At 73.7% G+C, this 19,161-nt stretch carries 17 protein-coding genes and 1 pseudogene; 9 read left to right on the forward strand and 9 right to left on the reverse strand.

The features are described 5' to 3' along the window. Positions 1-12: 12 nt before the first annotated feature. The gene (locus ACFY7C_RS28980; protein ID WP_389655868.1) at positions 13-138 is read right to left on the reverse strand and encodes a hypothetical protein; all 126 of its coding nucleotides are present in this window, start codon (positions 136-138) and stop codon (positions 13-15) included. A 28-nt stretch (positions 139-166) separates the two neighbouring features. Continuing rightward, positions 167-1,102, reverse strand: coding sequence for an RNA polymerase sigma factor SigJ (sigJ, locus tag ACFY7C_RS28985; protein ID WP_389655870.1), 936 nt, complete (start codon positions 1,100-1,102; stop codon positions 167-169). A gap of 141 nt (positions 1,103-1,243) precedes the next feature. Here sigJ and ACFY7C_RS28990 point away from each other — a divergent pair, with 141 nt between their 5' ends. After that, entirely contained in the window at positions 1,244-1,726 is a 483-nt protein-coding gene (locus ACFY7C_RS28990) for a YybH family protein (protein ID WP_389655872.1), read from the forward strand. A 73-nt stretch (positions 1,727-1,799) separates the two neighbouring features. On the opposite strand, the pseudogene ACFY7C_RS28995 reads toward ACFY7C_RS28990, so the two are convergent. From ACFY7C_RS28995 to ACFY7C_RS29005, 3 genes and pseudogenes are all read right to left on the reverse strand, one after another. Beyond that, positions 1,800-3,103: pseudogene (locus ACFY7C_RS28995) on the reverse strand (VWA-like domain-containing protein). Next, positions 3,100-4,356 carry an AAA family ATPase gene (locus tag ACFY7C_RS29000; protein WP_389655874.1) on the reverse strand — a complete coding sequence of 419 codons (1,257 nt, stop codon included), beginning with the start codon at positions 4,354-4,356 and terminating at the stop codon, positions 3,100-3,102. The pseudogene ACFY7C_RS28995 and the gene ACFY7C_RS29000 overlap by 4 nt, the downstream one beginning before the upstream one ends. A 128-nt stretch (positions 4,357-4,484) precedes the next feature. Next, positions 4,485-5,957, reverse strand: coding sequence for a hypothetical protein (locus ACFY7C_RS29005; RefSeq protein ID WP_389655876.1), 1,473 nt, complete (start codon positions 5,955-5,957; stop codon positions 4,485-4,487). Between the two features lie 218 nt (positions 5,958-6,175). Here ACFY7C_RS29005 and ACFY7C_RS29010 point away from each other — a divergent pair, with 218 nt between their 5' ends. The 4 genes from ACFY7C_RS29010 to ACFY7C_RS29025 all read left to right on the forward strand — a co-directional run bounded on the left by ACFY7C_RS29010 (position 6,176) and on the right by ACFY7C_RS29025 (position 10,386). Beyond that, positions 6,176-7,798, forward strand: coding sequence for a 4-coumarate--CoA ligase family protein (locus tag ACFY7C_RS29010; RefSeq protein ID WP_389655878.1), 1,623 nt, complete (start codon positions 6,176-6,178; stop codon positions 7,796-7,798). After that, a complete protein-coding gene (locus ACFY7C_RS29015) occupies positions 7,795-8,517 on the forward strand; it encodes an enoyl-CoA hydratase family protein (RefSeq protein WP_389655880.1) in 723 nt (240 codons plus the stop codon). Before ACFY7C_RS29010 ends, ACFY7C_RS29015 begins: the two co-directional genes overlap by 4 nt. Before the next feature lies 1 nt (position 8,518). Next, a complete protein-coding gene (locus tag ACFY7C_RS29020; RefSeq protein WP_389655882.1) occupies positions 8,519-9,136 on the forward strand; it encodes a TetR/AcrR family transcriptional regulator in 618 nt (205 codons plus the stop codon). A 179-nt stretch (positions 9,137-9,315) separates the two neighbouring features. Next, positions 9,316-10,386: an isopenicillin N synthase family dioxygenase gene (locus tag ACFY7C_RS29025; protein WP_389655884.1), complete on the forward strand. Its 1,071-nt coding sequence runs from the start codon at positions 9,316-9,318 to the stop codon at positions 10,384-10,386. A 29-nt stretch (positions 10,387-10,415) separates the two neighbouring features. On the opposite strand, the gene ACFY7C_RS29030 is transcribed toward ACFY7C_RS29025, so the two are convergent. Further along, the gene (locus ACFY7C_RS29030) at positions 10,416-11,516 is read right to left on the reverse strand and encodes a citrate synthase 2 (protein ID WP_361574753.1); all 1,101 of its coding nucleotides are present in this window, start codon (positions 11,514-11,516) and stop codon (positions 10,416-10,418) included. A gap of 272 nt (positions 11,517-11,788) precedes the next feature. Between ACFY7C_RS29030 and pdxH the strand changes: the two genes are divergently transcribed. From pdxH to griH, 4 genes are all read left to right on the forward strand, one after another. Further along, complete coding sequence (pdxH, locus tag ACFY7C_RS29035) at positions 11,789-12,418, forward strand: pyridoxamine 5'-phosphate oxidase (protein WP_389656908.1); 630 nt, start codon at positions 11,789-11,791, stop codon at positions 12,416-12,418. A 433-nt stretch (positions 12,419-12,851) separates the two neighbouring features. Continuing rightward, complete coding sequence (locus ACFY7C_RS29040) at positions 12,852-14,225, forward strand: aspartate kinase (RefSeq protein WP_389655887.1); 1,374 nt, start codon at positions 12,852-12,854, stop codon at positions 14,223-14,225. Positions 14,226-14,319: 94 nt separating this feature from the next. Further along, positions 14,320-15,123, forward strand: a complete 804-nt coding sequence (locus ACFY7C_RS29045; RefSeq protein ID WP_389655889.1) for a 2-amino-3,7-dideoxy-D-threo-hept-6-ulosonate synthase — start codon at positions 14,320-14,322, stop codon at positions 15,121-15,123. Between the two features lie 6 nt (positions 15,124-15,129). After that, positions 15,130-16,293: a 3-amino-4-hydroxybenzoic acid synthase gene (gene griH, locus ACFY7C_RS29050; RefSeq protein WP_389655891.1), complete on the forward strand. Its 1,164-nt coding sequence runs from the start codon at positions 15,130-15,132 to the stop codon at positions 16,291-16,293. Positions 16,294-16,354: 61 nt separating this feature from the next. Here the strand turns inward: griH and ACFY7C_RS29055 are convergent, their stop codons facing one another. The 3 genes from ACFY7C_RS29055 to ACFY7C_RS29065 form a co-directional block, all read right to left on the reverse strand. Then, positions 16,355-17,692 carry an MFS transporter gene (locus ACFY7C_RS29055; RefSeq protein ID WP_389655893.1) on the reverse strand — a complete coding sequence of 446 codons (1,338 nt, stop codon included), beginning with the start codon at positions 17,690-17,692 and terminating at the stop codon, positions 16,355-16,357. A gap of 82 nt (positions 17,693-17,774) precedes the next feature. Then, positions 17,775-18,695 (reverse strand): grixazone synthase, encoded by a 921-nt coding sequence (gene griF / locus ACFY7C_RS29060; RefSeq protein WP_389655895.1) that lies wholly within the window; start codon positions 18,693-18,695, stop codon positions 17,775-17,777. Between the two features lie 28 nt (positions 18,696-18,723). Further along, positions 18,724-19,128 carry a tyrosinase family oxidase copper chaperone gene (locus tag ACFY7C_RS29065; protein WP_389655897.1) on the reverse strand — a complete coding sequence of 135 codons (405 nt, stop codon included), beginning with the start codon at positions 19,126-19,128 and terminating at the stop codon, positions 18,724-18,726. Positions 19,129-19,161: the final 33 nt, after the last annotated feature.

Here is a 19,161-nt window from a genome sequence, read left to right on the forward strand (position 1 = left end):
CGCTCCGCCGGTCTAGGTGTCCACCCACACCCGGGGGGTGCCCAGGTCGTACTCGACCCGCTCGCGATCGTCGACTGCCTTCTCGGGCAGGACCGCGACCTCGTCGATCCACTGGCTGTCCTTCACCTCGAAGTCCACGTGGCCGACCTCGTGGCGGGCGGCGGGGTCACGCCGTCGTCCACGGGCGGAGCTTCTCGGGGTTGAGGACGGCCCAGATGCGGCGGATCCGGCCGTCGGCGATGTCGAAGGCGTAGACCGACACGACGGCATCGTCGAGGCGGGCCGCCAGGCCGGGCTGGCCGTTGACCGTGCACTCCCGGACCGTGAGCCGGCCCGGGAGGGTCCGGGCGGCGAAGAAGCGGGCGACGGACCCGGCGCCCTCGATCGGGTGCAGCGAGGCCGTGACGCGTCCGCCGCCGTCCCCGACGGCGACGGCGTCGGGATCGAGCAGGCCGATGAGGGCGTCGATGTCCTGGGCCTCCCACGCCTGCTTGAAGTCCCGCACGACCCGGGCCCGTTGGGCCTTGGGCGAGGCGGGAGGCCGCGAGGCGTCGATACGGCGGCGGGCCGAGGACGCCAGCTGGCGGCAGGCCGCCGGGCTGCGGCCGACGATGTCGGCCACCTCGGCGAAGGGATAGCGGAAGACGTCGTGCAGGACGAACGCGACGCGCTCGGCCGGAGTCATCGACTCCAGGACCACGAGGAAGGCCATGCCGACCGACTCGTCGAGCGTGACGCGGTCCGCCGGATCGGCCGTGCTGCCGTCCGCCGCCCCGACGGGCCACTCGGTGCGCGCGGGCAGCGGCTCGGGCACCCATTCCCCCACGTAACGCTCCCGCCGCGCCCGCGCCGAGCGGAGCACGTCGAGGCAGATGCGCCCGGCGACCTTCATCAGCCAGCCGCCGGGGGACTCCACCGCCTCCCGCTGCGGCTCCGACATCGCGTACCAGCGGGCGTACGTCTCCTGGACGACGTCCTCGGCCTCGGCCAGGGACCCCAGCATCCGGTAGGCGAGGTTGGTCAGCCGTCGGCGTTCGGCGACGACGGCGCCCGTCGTCGGACCGAGCCGGCCGTCTTCCGGCGCGGACGGGGTGGTCGTCATGGTCTCGCGGCTCCCTCGGTCGGATCTTCCCTCTCCTCCACGACGGGACAGCGCCCCGGAATGTGAGGTGGGGCCCCGCCTCACATTCCGCAGGGCCGGCTCGTCGTAAGCAGCAGCACGCCCACACCGAAGGAGTACGCGATGACCACCACCCACGAGTTCGAGTCCGGGACCGGGTCCGAGGCCGAGATCCGGGCGCTCCTGGCGAGCCGCGCCGACGCCCAGAAGTCGAAGGACATCGACCGGCTCATGTCCTTCTACGCGCCCGACGCCGTCTACTACGACGTCGTCCCCCCGCTCCGGTTCACCGGCACCGACGAGATCCGCCGCAACTTCCTGCGCTGGTTCGACGGATACGTCGGCCCCATCGGCCTGGAGACGCACGACCTCACCCTCGCGGTCGGCGCGGACACCGCGTTCGCGCACATGCTCCACCTGGACTCGGGGGAGCGCAAGGGCGGGCTCCAGGCGTCGATATGGGTACGGGAGAGCGTCTGCCTGCGCCGGTCCGAGGACGGCACCTGGTCGATCACGCACGAGCACATCTCGATCCCGCTCGACCCCACGACCATGGGCGTCTGGCTCCCGGCCGACAAGGACCAGCCCGCCCCCGCCTGGTCCTGATCCCCGTCCCCTTCCCCGTCCCCGTCCCCGTCCCCGTCCCCTTCCCCTTCCTGATCCCCCGGGCCGCGTGTCCTCAGCCGATGCGGACCACTCGGGCCCAGTCCGGGGGGCCCTTCGGGATGTAGTCGGGGTTGTCCTCGTTCACCCGACGGGCCGGGCCGAGGCGGGGGAACAGGCCGACGACCGTACGGCACGGCGGACGCTCCGGCCAGGGCGTCTGCCCGTCGGTGAGGACGACGATCACGTCCGGGCGGGGCGGGGTGCGCAGGGCGGTGGCGAAACCGGTGCCACCGCCGCCGAGCAGGGGGATGCCCTCCGCCTTGCACAGCGGATGCACCACGTTGGCCGACGCGTCGCAGGGGAGCACGCTGACGAGGTCGCGGCGGCCGCCGACGGCGCGGGAGATCGCGGCCACCTCCAGGAGGGCGCTGCCGAGCTCGCCGTCGCTGACCGACCCCGAGGTGTCGATGATCACGGACACCCGGGGCGGCCGGCGGCGCAGGCTCGGCAGGACGGTGCCGGGCAGCGCGACCTGGCGGCGCGAGGGCCGGCCGAAGCTGTGGTCCTGGCCCGCGCCCGATCCGGAGGCGGCCGACCGTACCGCCGCGCCCAGCAACTGCCGCCAGGCCTGCGGCGGATGGAACGCCTCCTCCGCCCAGCGCCGCCAGCCGCGGGGCGTGTCGCCCGGTGCGCCGGTGATGCCCTGCGCGACGCGGAAGCGGACCGCGTCCGCTCCTGCTCGCTCAGGCCGTGCGCACCGTCCGGGCCGAGGTCCCAGTCCCGTTCCAGGCCGTCGGCGCCGCTGCCGCAGTCCAGCCAGGCGGCCGCGTCCGGCAGCCACGTCCCGAGGCCGAACCGGCCCAGGTAGTCCTCCATGAGTTCGCCCGCCGGGAGGCCGAGCGTCTGCGGCACCACCGCGCCCTCGGGCCGTACGAGACCGTCCCCGTACACGTCGTCGTTGATCTCGCAGTCCGCGGCGATGTTGATGCGCAGCCGGTCGCCCGCGCCGGTCAGGCCGCGTGCGCGGGCGACCCGGTCGCCGCGGCCGTGGTGGTCCCGCAGCAGGTGGGACACCTCGTGCACCCACACCCCGGCGAGCTGCTCGACCGGTGTGCGGGCCACGAAGGAGGGCGAGACGTAGCACCGCCAGTGGCGGTCGACGGCCATGGTCGGCACCCGCCGCGACTCCACGACGGTCAGGGCGAACAACGCGGTCGCCAGATACGGCCGTACGCGGACGGCATGGAGGCGCGCGGCGAACAGCTTCTCCCGGTCGAGGTCGAGGGGCGCCGGGTCGAGGGGCGCCGGGTCGAGGGACGGCCGGTCCAGGGACGCCCGGTCGGAGGGCGTCCGCCCGGGGGTGGTCACCGTGCTCATCGGCCCGCCCCGCTTCCGGCGGCGCTCTCCGCCGTCGCCGCCCGCGCCACCGAGCGGTCGGTCCGGCGGGACAGCGACACGGCACCGGCCAGCCGCTCGATCTCCGTCGGGACGTCCCACTCCTCCCGCCGCAGCGCGGCCAGGGTGGTGGCCGGCACCACCACCAGATCGGGCGCCCCGGTCTCCATCGCGCGGACCAGAAGCGCCCAGGCCGCGTCCCACCGTCCCTGGTCGGGCCGCGCCTTGACCGCCTCCACCACTCCTTCCAGGGCGGCCTGTCGGCGGTCGCCCCGCTCGGGCAGCTCGGCGTTCCCCGGGTCGGCGAGCAGGAGTTCCGGGTCGGGGAGGTCCATCCGGTCGAGGCAGGCGAGCAGTTCGAGGCCCGCGCCGTCGCCCACGGTGCCGCGTACGAGGAGCGAGAGCACGTCCCGGGAGGAACCGGCGGCGGTGGCGAAGGCGATCAGGGACAGGGCCATGTCCCAGCTGCGGGGCGACGGCCACGCGCCGCCCCGCCGGGTCTCGGTGCCCGGCAGCCGGTGCACGAGCGCGGGCCGCGCCGTGAGCAGCCCGCACACCGCCCGGCGGGCGACGTCCACGGCCTCCGGCAGCCGCGCGGGGTCGAGCCGCGGCAGCGTGGCCCGGGGCCAGGTGCCGCCGAGGCCGCGCACCACCACCTCGTGGTCGTGGGTCCACTGCAGGTGCACGAAGCGGTTGGCCAGCGGAGCGCTCAGCTCCCAGCCGTCGGCGGCCGAGGCCCGAGGGTTGGCGGCGGCCACGATCCGCACGTCGGGCGGCAGCCGCAGCGACCCGATGCGCCGCTCCAGGACGAGGCGGAGCAGCGCCGCCTGGACGGCGGGGGTCGCGGTCGACAGCTCGTCCAGGAACAGCAGCCCGCGGCCGGCCCGTACGAGCCGCACGGCCCAGTCCGGCGGGGCGAGCGGTACGCCCTGTTCCGCCGGGTCGTCGCCGACGACGGGCAGGCCGGAGAAGTCCGACGGCTCGTGCACGCTGGCGATCACCGTGGTCAGCGGCAGGTCCAGGGACTCGGCGAGCTGGGTCAGGGCGGCGGTCTTGCCGATGCCCGGCTCGCCCCACAGCAGGACCGGCAGGTCGGCGGCGACGGCCAGGGTCAGGGCTTCGAGCGGGGGGTTGGGGCGGGGTTCGGTGGTCGTGTCGCGCAGCAGGCCGAGGAGTCGGGCGGCGATGTCGAGCCCTGAGGAGGGAGCGGGAACAGAAGGAGCGTATGTGGTCATAGAGGTCACCTGTGGGTCTGGCGGGGTGGAAGAAGGGGTGTGGAGCGCCGGGCGGTCGTGGGCACGCGCTCGGTCGTCGGAGGAAGTACGGAAGGTTCGGCTGAGTTCCGGGACATACGGAGGCCGGGTCAGCAGCAGATCGGCACCGGGCCGGCGGATTCGGCGAGGCGGGGACGTGGGCGGTGGTCCTTGGGGCGGGGGCGCCCCGGGACGAGCGGGCGCGCGGGCCCGCTCAGGCCCGCCCGGTACAGCCCGTAGGTGATCCGCCGTCGGGCCGCCGCCTCCAGGGCCTCCCGGAGCGCCCCGTCGCGCAGCACCGCACCGGGCCCGAGCAGGCCCTCGACGACGGCCAGGGCCCCGGCGGTGTCGCCGTGATCCAGACGTTCGCGGACACCGCTGAGGCAGTCGGGGCGGCGGTGCGCCTCGTCGATGGCCCGCAGACAGGGCAGTGGGGGCCCGGACAGGGCGGCCAGCAGTTCCTCCCGCCGGATCTCGGCGGGGTCGTGGTCCAGCGCGGACAGGACGCCGTCGACCAGGCCGATCCGGTGCGGGGCCCCGCGGCACTCGACGACCCGGGGGCGGCCCGGATCGTGCGGCGCCGGTGCCGGGGTCGCGGCCGGTTCGTGTCCCGGTACGAGCGCGTCGGCGACCAGCGGGTGCAGTCGGCCGGGCTCGATCGCGCCGGCCCGGAGCAGCTCCAGGTCGGGCGGGACCCAGGTCGCCGCGTCCGGCAGCAGCGGCAGCGGATGGGGAAGGGGCCGGGGCGGTCGGTTCCCGGCGCCGCCGCGGCCGCCCCGGGGCGGTGCGGTGATCCGTACGCCGCCGTCCGGTCCGACGTCGAGGACGAGCCGCCGGGCTCCGGCCCGTACGGCCACGGCCCCGTGGGAGCGCCCCTCGGCCCGGAGCACGATCCGGGCCTCGTCCGCCCACCGCTCGACGGCCGGGCGCAGCCCGAACGCAGGCCACGTGAGCCCCTGGAGCTCCCCGAGCCCCTGAAGCCCCATCAGCCCCTCGGGATCGGACCACGTCGGATCGCGGTCGCGGTCGAGGTCCGCCCCCGATCTGGCCCGCAGCTCGCCGGCCCGGCGCGCGTCCCAGAGGTGGCGGTGCAGATCGAAGCGGAAGCGCCGGCCGGGCCGGGGACGCGGGTGCGTGCCCGGCGCCTGGAACGCGGCCGTGCCGTCCCACAGCGCCAGGCTGAGCCGTTGCCCGCCGTCCGCCCACGCCGGCGCCGTGCGCACCACGAGGTGCACCTCGCCGTACCGGGCGAGCGGCACGGTGAGCCCGGGGCGCAGGAGCCCGTCCGGGGCGATCCTCGGCAGGTGCCACCGCACCAGGTCCGGCGCCAGGTGCCGGAGATCGGAGCGGACGCGGGCGGCGAGAGCCGAACCGTGCGTACGTGCGAGCGACGTGAGGTCCAGGTCGACGTCGAAGCCCGCGGCGGCGCACGCACCGGCCCAGTCGCCGACGAGGCGCCGGGCGGTCGCGGTCTCGATCGCGGTGGCCGACACGGCGAACTCGCGTACGCGCGGCCAGAAGGAGAGACGGGAGAGGGAAAGGGAACGGGAGTCACCGTTCGCGGCGAAGGATCGAGTGGCCATCAGCACTCACCTTGCGCGGACGGGTCCCCCAATCTGATCAGCGGAAGAGTCGTCATCGCGGCGATCGTAGCCGCGCCCGCCGCCCGCCGCCAGCACGATTCCCGAACCATGCATGCGCGCTTGATTGTTTGTCCGCGTGCTGCCAGGGTCTCCCCAAGCCGCACCCGCACAAGCCATCCTGTCGCCACCAACCACCCAGAGTCAGGGGGCACGCACGCATGGTGTTTCACAGCGAGTACGCGGACGTTCCGGTGGTGTCCCTCCCCATCCACGACGCCGTCCTCGGCCACGCCGCCGAGCGCGGCGACACCCCGGCCCTGATCGACGGCACCGGCGCGGAGGGGGCGCTCACCCTCACGTACGCGCAGGTCGACGCCTTCCACCGGCGGGTCGCCGCCGGGCTCGCCGAGGCCGGCGTCCGCAAGGGCGACGTGCTCGCCCTGCACAGCCCCAACACCGTGCTGTTCCCGATCGCCTTCTACGCCGCCACGCGCGCCGGGGCCTCCGTCACCACCGTGCACCCGCTGGCCACGCCCGAGGAGTTCGCCCGGCAGCTCGGCGACTCCTCCGCCCGCTGGATCGTCACCGTGTCGCCGCTGCTCGCGACCGCGCGGGCCGCCGCCGAACTCGCGGGCGGGATACGGGAGATATTCGTCTGCGACCAGCCGCCGGCGGGCCCCGAGGGCGACGGCGTCCGCTCGCTCCAGACCTTCCTCGGCTCGACCGCGCCCGACCCGGCACCGGACATCGACCCGGCCACGGACCTCGCGGCCCTCCCGTACTCCTCCGGCACCACCGGAGTCCCCAAGGGCGTGATGCTCACCCACGCCTCCATCGCCACCAACCTCGCCCAGCTCGAACCGCTCATGCCGATGGGCCCCGGCGACCGCATCCTCGCCGTGCTGCCGTTCTTCCACGTCTACGGCCTGACGGCGCTGATGAACGCCCCGCTGCGGCGCGGCGCCACCGTCGTCGTGCTGCCCCGCTTCGAGCTCGACGGCTTCCTCGCCGCCATCGAGAAGCACCGCATCACCGCCCTGTACGTGGCCCCGCCGATCGTCCTCGCGCTCGCCAAGCACCCGTCGGTCGCCTCCTACGACCTGTCGTCGCTGCGGTACATCGTCTGCTCCGCCGCCCCGCTGGACGCGGCGCTCGCCGAGGCCTGCTCGGCGCGCCTCGGACTGCCGCCGATCCTCCAGGCGTACGGGATGACCGAACTCTCCCCGGCCACCCACCTCGTGCCGCTCGCCGCGAAGAACCCGCCGCCCGGCACGGTGGGCAAGCTGCTGCCCGGCACCGAGATGCGGCTCGTCTCCCTCGACGACCCGGGCGACCCCCGCGACCCCGCCGACCCGCCGAAGGACGCGGCGCCCGGCGAGGAGGGCGAGATCGCGATCCGCGGCCCGCAGGTCATGAAGGGCTATCTCGGCCGGCCCGAGGCCACCGCCGCCATGGTCGACGCGGACGGCTGGCTGCACACCGGGGACATCGGGCGGGTCGACGAGGACGGCTGGCTGTTCGTCGTCGACCGGGTCAAGGAACTCATCAAGTACAAGGGCTTCCAGGTCGCCCCGGCCGAACTCGAGGCCCTGCTCCTCACCCACGACGGCGTCGCCGACGCGGCCGTCATCGGGGTGCGGGACGCCGACGGCACCGAGATACCGAAGGCGTTCGTGGTGCGCCAGCCGGCCGCGGCCGGGCTCACCGCCGAGGAGGTCATGGCCCACGTCGCCGAGCGGGTCGCCCCGTACAAGAAGATCCGGCAGGTGGAGTTCGTCGACACCGTGCCCCGAGCGGCGTCGGGCAAGATCCTGCGCCGGGAACTGAGGGACCGCGCATGAGCCTCGTCCGTACGGATTCCGACCGCGGGATCACCACCCTGACCCTGGACTCCCCGGCCAACCGCAACGCGCTGTCGGCGCCGCTCGTCACCGAGCTCGCCGAGGCGCTCGCCGCCTGCGCCAAGGACCCGGCGGTCCGGGCGCTGGTGCTCACCCACACCGGCTCCACCTTCAGCGCCGGCGCCGACCTGAAGGCACCGCCCGGACCGTACGCCTTCGTCGACCTGCTCCGGCAGATCGTCGAGCTGCCGAAGCCGGTGGTCGGCCTCGTCTCCGGCCACGCCCGCGCCGGCGGGCTCGGGCTGCTCGGGGCGTGCGACGTGGTGCTGGCGGCGGACGGCTCCGACTTCGCGCTCTCGGAGGTGTGGATCGGGGTCGCGCCCGCGGTGATCTCCCTGACCCTGCTGCCCAAGCTGGAGCCCCGCGCGGCGGCCCGCTACTACCTGACGGGCGAGCGCTTCGGCGTCCCCGAGGCCCGCGCCATGGGCCTGGTCACGGCCGGCGCGGCCGACCTCCCGGCGATCCTCGACGGCCTGCGCGCGGCCTCCCCGCAGGGGCTGCGCGAGGCGAAGCGGCTGGTCACGGCTAAAGTCCTGGCAGCCTTCGAGCGCGACGCGGAGGAACTGGTCCAGTTGTCCGCCTCGCTGTTCGCCTCGGCCGAGGCACGCGAAGGGATGACGGCCTTCCTCGAACGACGGGACCCAGCATGGCGGTTGTGACATGGCGGACGTGACCGGCCCACAGGACGGAGCCAGGAACGGCGGCGCCAAGGCCGGCCCGAAGCAGGACAGGAGCCGCGCCACCCGGCAGCGGCTCCTGGAGGCGGCGGTGGCCTGTCTGGCCGAGCGCGGCTGGGCGGGCTCCACCGTCGCCGTGGTCGCCGAGCGGGCCGGGGTGTCGCGCGGCGCGGCCCAGCATCACTTCCCGACCCGGGAGGACCTGTTCACGGCGGCCGTCGAGTACGTCGCCGAGGAACGCTCCCAGGCGCTGCGCACCCTGCCCACGCAGGACCGCCGCTCGGTGGTCGCGGCCCTCGTCGACCTCTACACCGGCCCGCTGTTCCGCGCCGCCCTCCACCTGTGGGTGGCCGCCTCGAACGAGGAGCAGCTCCGGCCCCGCGTCACGGAGCTGGAGGCCAAGGTGGGCCGCGAGTCCCACCGGATCGCCGTCGAGCTGCTGGGCGCGGACGAGTCCCGGCCGGGCGTACGGGAGTGCGTGCAGGGCCTGCTCGACATGGCCCGCGGCCTGGGGCTCGCCACCCTCCTCACCGACGACCGGGCCCGGCGGGAGCGGGTGGTGGCCCAGTGGGCGGCCCTCCTGGACGAGGCGCTGGGCTGAGCTCCCGCTCCGGGGCGGAGCCGTGGGGCCCGCAGTACGCTGGTCGCATGCCTGCGCTCGTACGTCGCCGCCACGTGGATCTGCTCCGCGTCGCGAGCATGGGGTGTCCGGGTCACCTCTGAACCCGTCGCCCGGCCCCTTCCGTACACCTTCCTCGTACACCTTCGCGGACGCACGCCATGAGCCATCCCTCACCGCACCCGTCGTACGCCCCGTCCCCGTCGTACGCCTCCCAGCTCCCCATCGTCGACCTCGCCGCGGCCGACCGGGGTCCCCGGGCCCGTCGTCTGCTGCACGCGCAGCTCCATTCCGCCGCCCATGACGTGGGCTTCTTCCAGCTCGTCGGGCACGGCGTCACGGACGCCGAGACGCGGGCGCTCACCAGCGCCATGCGGGCCTTCTTCGCGCTGCCGGAGCCCGAGCGGCTGGCCCTGGACACCACGAACTCGCCGCACTTCCGCGGCTACACCCGGATCGGGGACGAGCGGACCGGCGGGGCGCGGGACTGGCGGGACCAGCTGGACATCGGGGCCGAGCGGCCCGCGCACATCCCGGGGCCGGGGGAGCCGCCGTACTGGTGGCTGCAGGGCCCCAACCAGTGGCCCGAGGCCCTGCCGGAGCTGCGGCTCGCCGCGCTGAACTGGATCGAGCGGCTCTCCTGGGTCGCCGAGCGGCTGCTGCACGAGCTGCTCGCCTCGATCGGCGCCCGGCCCGACTTCTACGACGACGCCTTCGGCTCCCGCGCCCACCCGCAGCTGAAGCTGGTCCGCTACCCGGGCAGCAGCGGCGAGGGCGACGACCAGGGCGTCGGCGCGCACAAGGACTACGGCTTCCTCACGCTGCTGCTCCAGGACCAGGTGGGCGGGCTGCAGGTGGAGCGGGAGGACGGGGTCTTCCACGACGTGCCGCCGCTGCCGGGCGCGTTCGTGGTGAACCTGGGCGAGCTGCTGGAGGTGGCGACGAACGGCTACCTGGTCGCCACCCACCACCGGGTCGTCTCGCCGCCCGGGGCGACGGAACGGTACTCCGTCCCGTTCTTCTACAACCCGCGGCTCGACGCCCGGATCGCGCCGCTGGAGTTCCCCTACGCCGCCGTGGCGCCGGGCGTCACGGCCGACCCGGCGAACCCGCTGTTCGCCGAGTACGGCCGGAACGAGCTGAAGGGCAAGCTCCGCGCCCATCCGCTGGCGGCGGCCCGCCACCACGCGGACCTGCTCGCGGCGGCGGGCCGGCCGGCGATGTCGCGGTGACCACCGGCCGGTGACCCCTGCCGGGACCGTCAGCCGACGATGTCGGCGTAGCCCTCGATCTCGCGCGGGTCCCGCTGGCCGGGGCCGGTGTAGCGGGCGGAGGGGCGGACCAGGCGGCCGGTGCGCTTCTGCTCCAGGATGTGCGCCGACCAGCCGGCCGTGCGGGCGCAGGTGAACATGGAGGTGAACATGTGCGCCGGGACCTCGGCGAAGTCGAGGACGATCGCGGCCCAGAACTCGACGTTCGTCGCCAGGACCCGGTCCGGGCGGCGGTTGTGCAGCTCCTCCAGGGCGGCCTTCTCCAGGGCCTCGGCGACCTCGAAGCGGGGCGCCGCGAGCTCCTTCGCCGTGCGGCGCAGGACGCGGGCGCGCGGGTCCTCGGCGCGGTAGACGCGGTGGCCGAAGCCCATGAGCCGCTCGCCCTTGTCGAGCGCCTGCTTCACGTACGCCGTCGCGTCGCCGGTGCGCTCGATCTCCTCGATCATGCCGAGGACGCGGGACGGCGCGCCGCCGTGCAGCGGGCCGGACATGGCGCCGACGGCGCCGGACAGGGCGGCGGCCACGTCGGCGCCGGTGGAGGCGATGACGCGGGCGGTGAAGGTGGAGGCGTTCATGCCGTGCTCGGCGGCCGAGGTCCAGTAGGCGTCGACGGCCTTGACGTGCTTCGGGTCCGGCTCGCCGCGCCAGCGGATCATGAACCGCTCGACGATCGACTGCGCCTTGTCGATCTCGCTCTGCGGCACCATCGGCAGGCCCTGGCCGCGCGCCGACTGGGCGACGTACGACAGGGCCATCACGGCGGCGCGGGCGAGGTCGTCGCGGGCCTGCTCGGCGGAGATGTCCAGGAGCGGTTTGAGGCCCCAGACCGGCGCGAGCATGGCGAGCGCGGACTGGACGTCGACGCGGATGTCCCCGGAGTGCACCGGGATCGGGAACGGCTCGGCGGCGGGCAGGCCCGGGTTGAAGGCGCCGTCGACGAGCAGGCCCCAGACGTTGCCGAAGGAGACATGGCCGACCAGGTCCTCGATGTCGACCCCGCGGTAGCGGAGGGCGCCGCCCTCCTTGTCGGGCTCGGCGATCTCGGTCTCGAACGCGACGACTCCTTCGAGTCCCGGTACGAAGTCAGACATGAGGCGGCTCCTCTGCGCGATGTGGCGAAACGCCGGTGTGATCGATACGTCGATACGCCGATGTGATCGATGATCAATCATCCCGGCGGCCGGTTGGCGGAACGGAACAGTGATCCAGCGGATGAGTCTGTACGGTTCCGATGATGCGGGGAAAGGTGACATCCGGCACAGTGCGCCGATCCGGCGACGAAGGATTAGCGCCATGCGGTGCCGGGCACACTGGGACGCTACGGCAGGATGGGCCCGTGACCGACGCTCTCGATCCCGCCGACATGCGCGAGCAGTACCGGACCATGGAGCTGACCGTGGCGGACCTCGCACCCGAACCGGTCGAACAGTTCGCGCGCTGGTTCAAGGAGACCGCCGCCAATCCGGCCATCCACGAGCCGAACGCGATGGTCGTCTCCACCGCCACCTCCGACGGCCGGCCGTCCTCCCGCACCGTGCTGCTCAAGCACTACGACGACGCCGGCTTCGTGTTCTTCACGAACTACCACTCCCGCAAGGGCCGGGAGCTGGACGCCAACCCGTACGTGTCGCTGCTCTTCCCCTGGCACCCGCTGGCCCGCCAGGTGATCGTCACGGGCCGCGCGGCCCGCACCGGACGGGACGAGACCGTGGCGTACTTCCGCACCCGCCCGCACGGCTCCCAGCTGGGCGCGTGGGCCAGTCACCAGTCCTCGGTGATCGAGTCGCGGGCCGAGCTGCTCGCCCGGTACGAGGAGCTGCACGCCCGCTACCCGGAGGGCGAGCAGGTGCCGGTGCCGCCGGAGTGGGGCGGCGTCCGGGTCGTACCGGAGACGGTGGAGTTCTGGCAGGGGCACGAGAACCGGCTGCACGACCGGCTGCGGTACGTGCGGGAGGGCGACGGCTCCTGGCGGGTGGAGCGGCTGTCCCCGTGACGGGCCGTGCCTCGACCCCGTCATGCAGACGACCCGTGGGCCTTGGTCCCGTCCGCCTAGGTCCGGACGGGAGCCGGCCGGACTGACCGGCGGCCCACGGGTCGGGTGACTGCGTGGTGTTCGGCAGGTGGCCTGCCGAGGTGCACAAGAGTGCGACGGCAGGCCTTAGCCCGCAGTCACCTCACGAGTCCGAAAAGAAACCATTTTTTCGGATCACCTCCTTTCGCGTGTGACCCCACCCTAAGAAGCCCCCGGCGCGCACTCAACTGTTTTTTCGCGTCCTTTTTCCCCTCGACTCCCCCTCGCCGCTGTCCCCGTCGTCACGCTCCGATGCGGTCCCGATGCGGTGCGGATAGCCCGCGCGATACGGGCCCCGATACGGCCCTCGGGTTGGCTCGTCATCAGTTGACCGAGACCGACGAGCGGGGGACAGATGGCAACCCTTGGCCAGGAGCGCACGCCGGGCACGGTGGTGCAGAAGTTCGGCGGCAGCTCGCTGGCGACCACCGAGCACGTGCGCCGGGTGGCCCGCCGGATCGCCCGCGTCGCCGCGGCCGGCCGGCGCGTGGCCGTCGTGGTCTCGGCACAGGGAAAGACCACCGACCACCTCATCCGCACCGCCGGGGAGATCAACCCCGACGCCGACGGCCGCGAGCTCGACCAGCTCCTCGCCACCGGCGAGGCCGCCTCCGCCGCCCTGATGGCGATGGCGCTCCAGCGCATCGGCACCCCGGCGACCGCCCTCTCGGGCGCGCAGACCGGCATCCTGGCCTCCGGGCCGGCGGGCTCGGGCGTCATCGTCGCCATCGACACCGAGCGCGCCGAGCGGCTCCTCGACACCGGCCGGGTCGTCGTCCTCGCCGGCTTCCAGGGCGTCGACGCCGACGGCGACATCATCACGCTGGGCCGCGGCGGCTCGGACACCACGGCCGTCGCCGCGGCCGCCGAGCTCGGCGCCACCCACTGCGAGATCTACACCGACGTCCCGGGCGTGCTCACCGCCGACCCCCGCCTGGTCCCGCACGCCCGGCTGATGCCGCGGCTCGACATGGACGTCATGGCGGAGATGGCCTTCGCCGGCGCCAAGGTCATGCACTCCCGCGCGGTCGAACTCGCCGCGCTGTGCGGCCTCGACATCCATGTCGGGCACTCCGCGGCCCCCGAGGTCGGCACCCGCATCCACGCCACCGACCCGTCGACCGGAATCCATAGCACCGGAGCCCACGCCGCCGGGATCCGCACCACCGCGCTCCACGCCACCGCACCCCACGCGACCGACGGAGAGACCATGCTCGAGACCCAGGCCGCCGTCATGGCGGTCGTACACGACCAGGACGCGGCACGGGTCACCGTCCGCACCGCGCGGGCGGCGGAGAACCCGGCGCTCACCGTGTTCCGCGCGCTCGGCAGGGAGGCCGTCCCCGCCGACATGACCTCCGTGCACGAGGAGCGCGGCGGCGGCCACACCATCGGCCTGACCGTGCCGCACACCCGTGTCGCGGCGGTACGCGAGTTCCTCGCCGCACACGCCGCCGACGGCGCGGACGCGCTCACCGTGGACGACACCGTGGCGAAGGTGTCGATCGTCGGCAAGGGCCTGCTCAGCCGCCCCCAGTACGCGGCCCGGATGCTGTCCGCGCTCACCGACCGCGGCATCCCCGCCGGCGCGTTCTCCGCCTCGCAGCTGCGGATGTCGGTGACCGTGCCGCGCACCGAGGTGGACCGGGCGGTCCGGCTGCTGCACACCGAGTTCGAACTCGACGGCTCGTCGGACGACAGCCCCCTGACCCTCGCCGGCCGGACCTGACCCACCCGGACCGGATCCCGCCGAGCCTCGTGCCCGGACCCGACCACTCCGGACCCGACCACTCCGGCCCTGACCCACCCCCCTGGGAGAACCGATGACCGACCAGTTGTCCTTCGCCCGCCGCTTACGGCTGCGCAGGCTCTACCGCCACGCCCCGGACCGGCTCCTCGTCGTGCCGCTCGACCACTCCGTCACCGACGGCCCCGTGACCGGGGGCAGCCGGGTCGGCGCGCTCGTCGGCGAACTGGCCCGCCACCACGTGGACGCCGTCGTGCTGCACAAGGGCGCGCTGCGGCGGATCGACCCCGAGTGGTTCGCCCACACCTCGCTGATCGTGCACCTGAGCGCCAGCACCGTGCACGCCCCCGACCCGAACGCCAAGTACCTGGTGGCTGGCGTCGAGGAGGCCCTGCGGCTCGGCGCCGACGCGGTCAGCGTCCACGTCAACCTGGGCGCCGACGAGGAACGCGAGCAGGTCGCGGACCTGGCGGCGGTGGGCGACGCCTGCGACCGCTGGAACGTTCCGCTGCTCGCGATGATGTACCCGCGCGGGCCGAAGATCGACAACCCGCGCGACCCCGACCTCGTCGCCCACGCCATCCAGCTCGCCGCCGACCTCGGCGCCGACATCGTGAAGAGCCCCTACGTCGGCTCCGTGGACGCGATGCGGGACGTCACCGCCACCGCCGCCGTCCCGGTCATCGTGACCGGCGGCCCCCGCAACGACGACGAGGCGGCCACCCTCGCGTACGTCGAGGAGGCCCTGAGCGGCGGCGCCGCCGGCATCGCCATGGGCCGCAACGTCTTCCAGGCCCCGAACCCCGGCGCCCTCACCGACAAGCTTTCCGACCTCGTGCACGGACGGCGCTCCGCCGTCTCCGTCGCCACGGCCCGCTAGAGAACAGTGCCCGCTGGACACCAGCGCCCGCCAGAGAACACCGAAGAAGATCAGGAGAGTTCCGTGAAGATCAGCTGGCTCGACATCCGTTCGCTCGGCGAGGCCCGTGAGGCGATCCTCCAGGAGGCGCTGCACCACCGCGTGGAGGCGGTCGTCGCCGACGACACCGAGCACCTCAAGGACCTGCCGCCGACCATCACCAAGGTCCTGTTCCCGCAGAACAAGCCGCTGCCGGAGGACTTCGGCGACGCGACCGTCGTCATCGTCGACCCCGCCAAGCACGGTGTGACCCCCGCCGAGCTCGCCCTGAAGCACCCCGAGGTGGAGGTCGGCCGGTTCGTCGAGATCATCGACGCCCCCACCCTGGAGGACGCCTGCGAGTCGGCGCGCACCGAGAAGTGGAGCGTGCTGCTGTTCCGCGACCCCACCAAGATCCCGCTGGAGATCGTCATCGCGGCGGCGGCCCGCGCCACCGGCTCGCTCATCACCGTCGCGCAGGACGTGGAGGAGGCCGAGATCATCTTCGGCGTCCTGGAGCACGGCTCGGACGGCGTCATGATGGCCCCGGCGAAGGTCGGCGACACCGCCGCCCTGAAGCGGGCCGCCGAGGCCGACGTCCCGAACGTCAACCTCACCGAGCTGCGGATCGTGGAGACCACCCACATCGGCATGGGCGAGCGTGCCTGCGTCGACACCTGCACCCACTTCCGCGAGGACGAGGGCATCCTGGTCGGCTCGCACTCCAAGGGCATGATCCTGTGCGTCAGCGAGACCCACCCGCTGCCGTACATGCCGACCCGCCCGTTCCGGGTCAACGCCGGCGCCATCCACTCGTACACGCTGGGCAAGGACGAGCGCACCAACTACCTCAGCGAGCTCAAGGCCGGCAGCAAGGTCACCGCGGTGGACGTGAAGGGCAACACCCGTCTCGTCACCGTCGGCCGGGTCAAGATCGAGTCCCGTCCGCTGATCTCCATCGACGCCGAGGCCCCCAACGGGCAGCGGGTGAACCTGATCCTCCAGGACGACTGGCACGTGCGGGTCCTCGGCCCCAACGGCGTCGTCCTCAACAGCACGGAGCTGAAGCCGGGCGACATCGTGCTCGGCTACCTGCCCAGCGAGGACCGTCACGTCGGCTACCCGATCGACGAGTTCTGCCTGGAGAAGTAAGCCTCCTGCGCCGCGCACCCGGCCGTGCCACCCGTACCGAGGGTGGCACGGCCGGGGCGGTTCACACGGCGGCCGTACGAGTCCCGGGCGCGGCCCCGGTCCCGTCCGGCGCCGCCTCGCGCCGCACCGCCCGGCTGAGCAGGACCGCCACCGCGCCCAGCACCCCGGCCGCCGCGAACACCGGGAAGCCCCAGGTGCCGTGGCCGTGCGAGAGCAGATAGCCGCCCAGCCAGGGGGACAGCACGGCCCCGAGCCGGCCCACCCCCGCCACCCAGCCGAGCCCCGGAGCGCGCAGCGCCGCCGGATAGAGACCGCCGGCCACCGCGTACACCATCGTCGAGGCGCTGTAGAGCCAGATCCCGGTGACCGTGACGAGGACGTACGTGAGGGGCACCGGCATCCGCACCGAGAGCAGCAGCAGCGACACCGCGGTCAGCGCGAACCAGGTCCCCGCCACCGGCACCGCGCCGAACCGGGAGGCGACCCAGCCGGCGAGCAGCATGCCGGCGATGCCGCCCGCGTTGACGGCCATGAGGAAGCCGACGGAGGACCCGAGCCCGTATCCGGAGGCCCTCATCAGCTGCGGCAGCCAGGTGCTCAGCCCGTACACGAGCATCAGCCCGCAGGCCGAGGCGAGCCACAGCAGCAGCGTGGCGGCGCGGTGCTCGCGGCCGACGAGCGCGGCGACGGCCCGCAGCCGCTCCCCGGACCGTCCCGGCTCCGCCCCGCCCGGGCCCGCCGCCGGGCCTCCCGCCGGGTCGGGCAGCCCGTGGGCGAGGGCGGTCTCCGCCGCCTCCCGCCGCCGTCCCCTGGCCCAGAGCACGGCGGGCGACTCGGGCAGGAAGCGCAGCAGCAGCGGTACGGCGACGACGGCGGGCAGCACGCCGGCGGCGAAGGCCCAGCGCCAGCCGTGGCCGGGCGCCAGCCACAGGCCGACGCCCGTCGCGGTCATGCCGCCCGCGTGGTACGCCGACATCAGGACGCCGGTGGCCAGCGGCACCCGGGCGGCGGGCGTGAACTCGGCGACGACGGCCAGGCAGACGGGGATGAGCCCGCCCAGGCCGATGCCGGTGAGGAACCGGCCGGCGCCGAAGACGCCGACCGAACCGGCCATCGCGCAGACGCCTGAGCCGGCGGAGAAGGCGAGGACGCAGCCGACCAGGACCGGGCGGCGGCCCAGGCCGTCGGTGAGGGTGCCGCAGCCGAGGGCGCCGAGCAGCATGCCGAGGGTGGTCCAGCTGCCGATGGTGCCGGCGGTCGCCGCGTCCAGGCCGAACGAGGCGTCGTCCAGCATGTACGGCAGCCCGGCGCCGTACACCATGACGTCGAAGCCGTCGAAGAAGACCGCGGCCCAGCACAGGGCGAGGACGGCCAGGGACGAGTGTCTTCGGGTGAGCACGATTACCTCCACGGGGGTGGGGAGACACGAAGGCGCCGGACCCGGCCTCCGAGGAGGTCCGCGGTCCGGCGCCCGGCGGGTGCTACTTGTCGTAGCGGTACCACTTCGTGTGGTCGATCAGGTCGCGCGGCGTCATGGTGTGCCACGGACCCAGGGGGGTGTTGATGTCGGGGACATCGGTGGTGGGTTCCAGGGGCAGGTAGTGCGGGACCTCGGGGTTCCGCTGCTGCCACAGCGCCCAACAGCGGTCGATCATGCAGTGGTTGAGGAAGAACACCGGGTCGTTGGGCGAGCCGATGTACATCATGTGGCCGCCGACCCACACGTGCCCGGCGGCGTGCAGCTTGCCCGCGGCCTCCTCCCAGGCGAACTTGGTGTAGCCCTCGAGGTGGTTGCGGAAGCTCGCGTACGGCGGCTCGCTTCCGGAGGTGTGGTTGAACGGCGCGGAGTCGTACACCTTCAGGGCGAGGGTGTCGTCCAGCTCCTTGGGGGTGGGCAGCTTGTCGGTCAGGGTGCCCATGTCCCGCACCAGGTAGTCCCGGTCGTCGTGCGTGTAGTTGCCGTTCAGGGCCGGGTGCTCGTCGCCGACGGGGACGACGCTGATGTTGAGGACCCAGCCGTTGTCACGGGCGAACGGACCGGTCATCACCCGGCGGTCGCCGGGCCGGCCGTTGCCGCCCATGAAGTCGTCGTCCCACAGCGGGGAGTCCTCGCCGTGGTCGATGGACCAGTCCCAGTACGGCAGGGTGACGCGGGGGTCGACCTTCTGCAGCTCCCGCTCGAAGCGCAGCAGGTACTGGCGGTGCCAGGGCAGGAAGCCGGGGTTGATGTGACCGAGCCGCTTGCCGGTCACCTTGTCCAGGTAGTCCTGCGAGTTGATCCGTATGTGCAGGTCGACGAAGCGGTCGTAGATCCCTCTCCGCTTGATCTCCTTGACGGCGTGGATGAACCTGCGCTTCTCCTCGCGGGTCATGTCGAGGTGGTTCTTGCGTACGTGCACCATGGCGGGGCTCCCTCTCGGACGGGGCGGGTCAGGCGGGCGTCGTGGCGTCCATGACGTGGGCGCCGTGGACGTTCGGGAGCAGCTGGGCGCCGCGGAGCTCCTCGACGGCGCGGCGGGCGGCGACCAGCGGGGTCGGCGCCATCTCGTAGTGGCACAGGGAGCTGAGGTAGGCGTCCTCGGCGAACTTCATGAGGTGCAGCGGACGCCCGTCGATGAACACGCCGCCGCCGGCCGCGGCGGACGCGACCCGGATGGTGCGGCCCTGGTAGGTCTCGGTGTAGTCGCCTTCCCCGGAGCCGCCCTGGGCGGTGGCCGGGGCCGGGGTGTCGTCCTCGGCGCCCACGGCGCCGGTGGCGAACGGGACCGCGGCGGCGGAGGCGGCGAGGGCGGTGCCAGCGGTCAGCTTGACCATGTCGCGTCGCTTGATGGACACGGTGATTCCCTTCGTGAGGATGGGGCCGGCCGC

Origin of the sequence: Streptomyces sp. NPDC012769, assembly GCF_042901205.1 — a bacterium.
Taxonomy (GTDB): domain Bacteria; phylum Actinomycetota; class Actinomycetes; order Streptomycetales; family Streptomycetaceae; genus Streptomyces.

Excerpts from the sequence above, each read along its gene's own strand:
- ACFY7C_RS29005 (WP_389655876.1), bottom strand. The coding sequence starts at position 5,957 with ATGGCCACTCGATCCTTCGCCGCGAACGGTGACTCCCGTTCCCTTTCC.
- pdxH (WP_389656908.1), top strand. The coding sequence starts at position 11,789 with ATGCGCGAGCAGTACCGGACCATGGAGCTGACCGTGGCGGACCTCGCA.
- ACFY7C_RS29000 (WP_389655874.1), bottom strand. The coding sequence starts at position 4,356 with ATGACCACATACGCTCCTTCTGTTCCCGCTCCCTCCTCAGGGCTCGAC.
- ACFY7C_RS29030 (WP_361574753.1), bottom strand. The coding sequence starts at position 11,516 with ATGTCTGACTTCGTACCGGGACTCGAAGGAGTCGTCGCGTTCGAGACC.
- ACFY7C_RS28990 (WP_389655872.1), top strand. The coding sequence starts at position 1,244 with ATGACCACCACCCACGAGTTCGAGTCCGGGACCGGGTCCGAGGCCGAG.
- ACFY7C_RS29010 (WP_389655878.1), top strand. The coding sequence starts at position 6,176 with ATGGTGTTTCACAGCGAGTACGCGGACGTTCCGGTGGTGTCCCTCCCC.
- ACFY7C_RS29015 (WP_389655880.1), top strand. The coding sequence starts at position 7,795 with ATGAGCCTCGTCCGTACGGATTCCGACCGCGGGATCACCACCCTGACC.
- ACFY7C_RS29045 (WP_389655889.1), top strand. The coding sequence starts at position 14,320 with ATGACCGACCAGTTGTCCTTCGCCCGCCGCTTACGGCTGCGCAGGCTC.
- ACFY7C_RS29040 (WP_389655887.1), top strand. The coding sequence starts at position 12,852 with ATGGCAACCCTTGGCCAGGAGCGCACGCCGGGCACGGTGGTGCAGAAG.
- sigJ (WP_389655870.1), bottom strand. The coding sequence starts at position 1,102 with ATGACGACCACCCCGTCCGCGCCGGAAGACGGCCGGCTCGGTCCGACG.
- ACFY7C_RS29025 (WP_389655884.1), top strand. The coding sequence starts at position 9,316 with ATGAGCCATCCCTCACCGCACCCGTCGTACGCCCCGTCCCCGTCGTAC.
- ACFY7C_RS29020 (WP_389655882.1), top strand. The coding sequence starts at position 8,519 with ATGGCGGACGTGACCGGCCCACAGGACGGAGCCAGGAACGGCGGCGCC.
- griF (WP_389655895.1), bottom strand. The coding sequence starts at position 18,695 with ATGGTGCACGTACGCAAGAACCACCTCGACATGACCCGCGAGGAGAAG.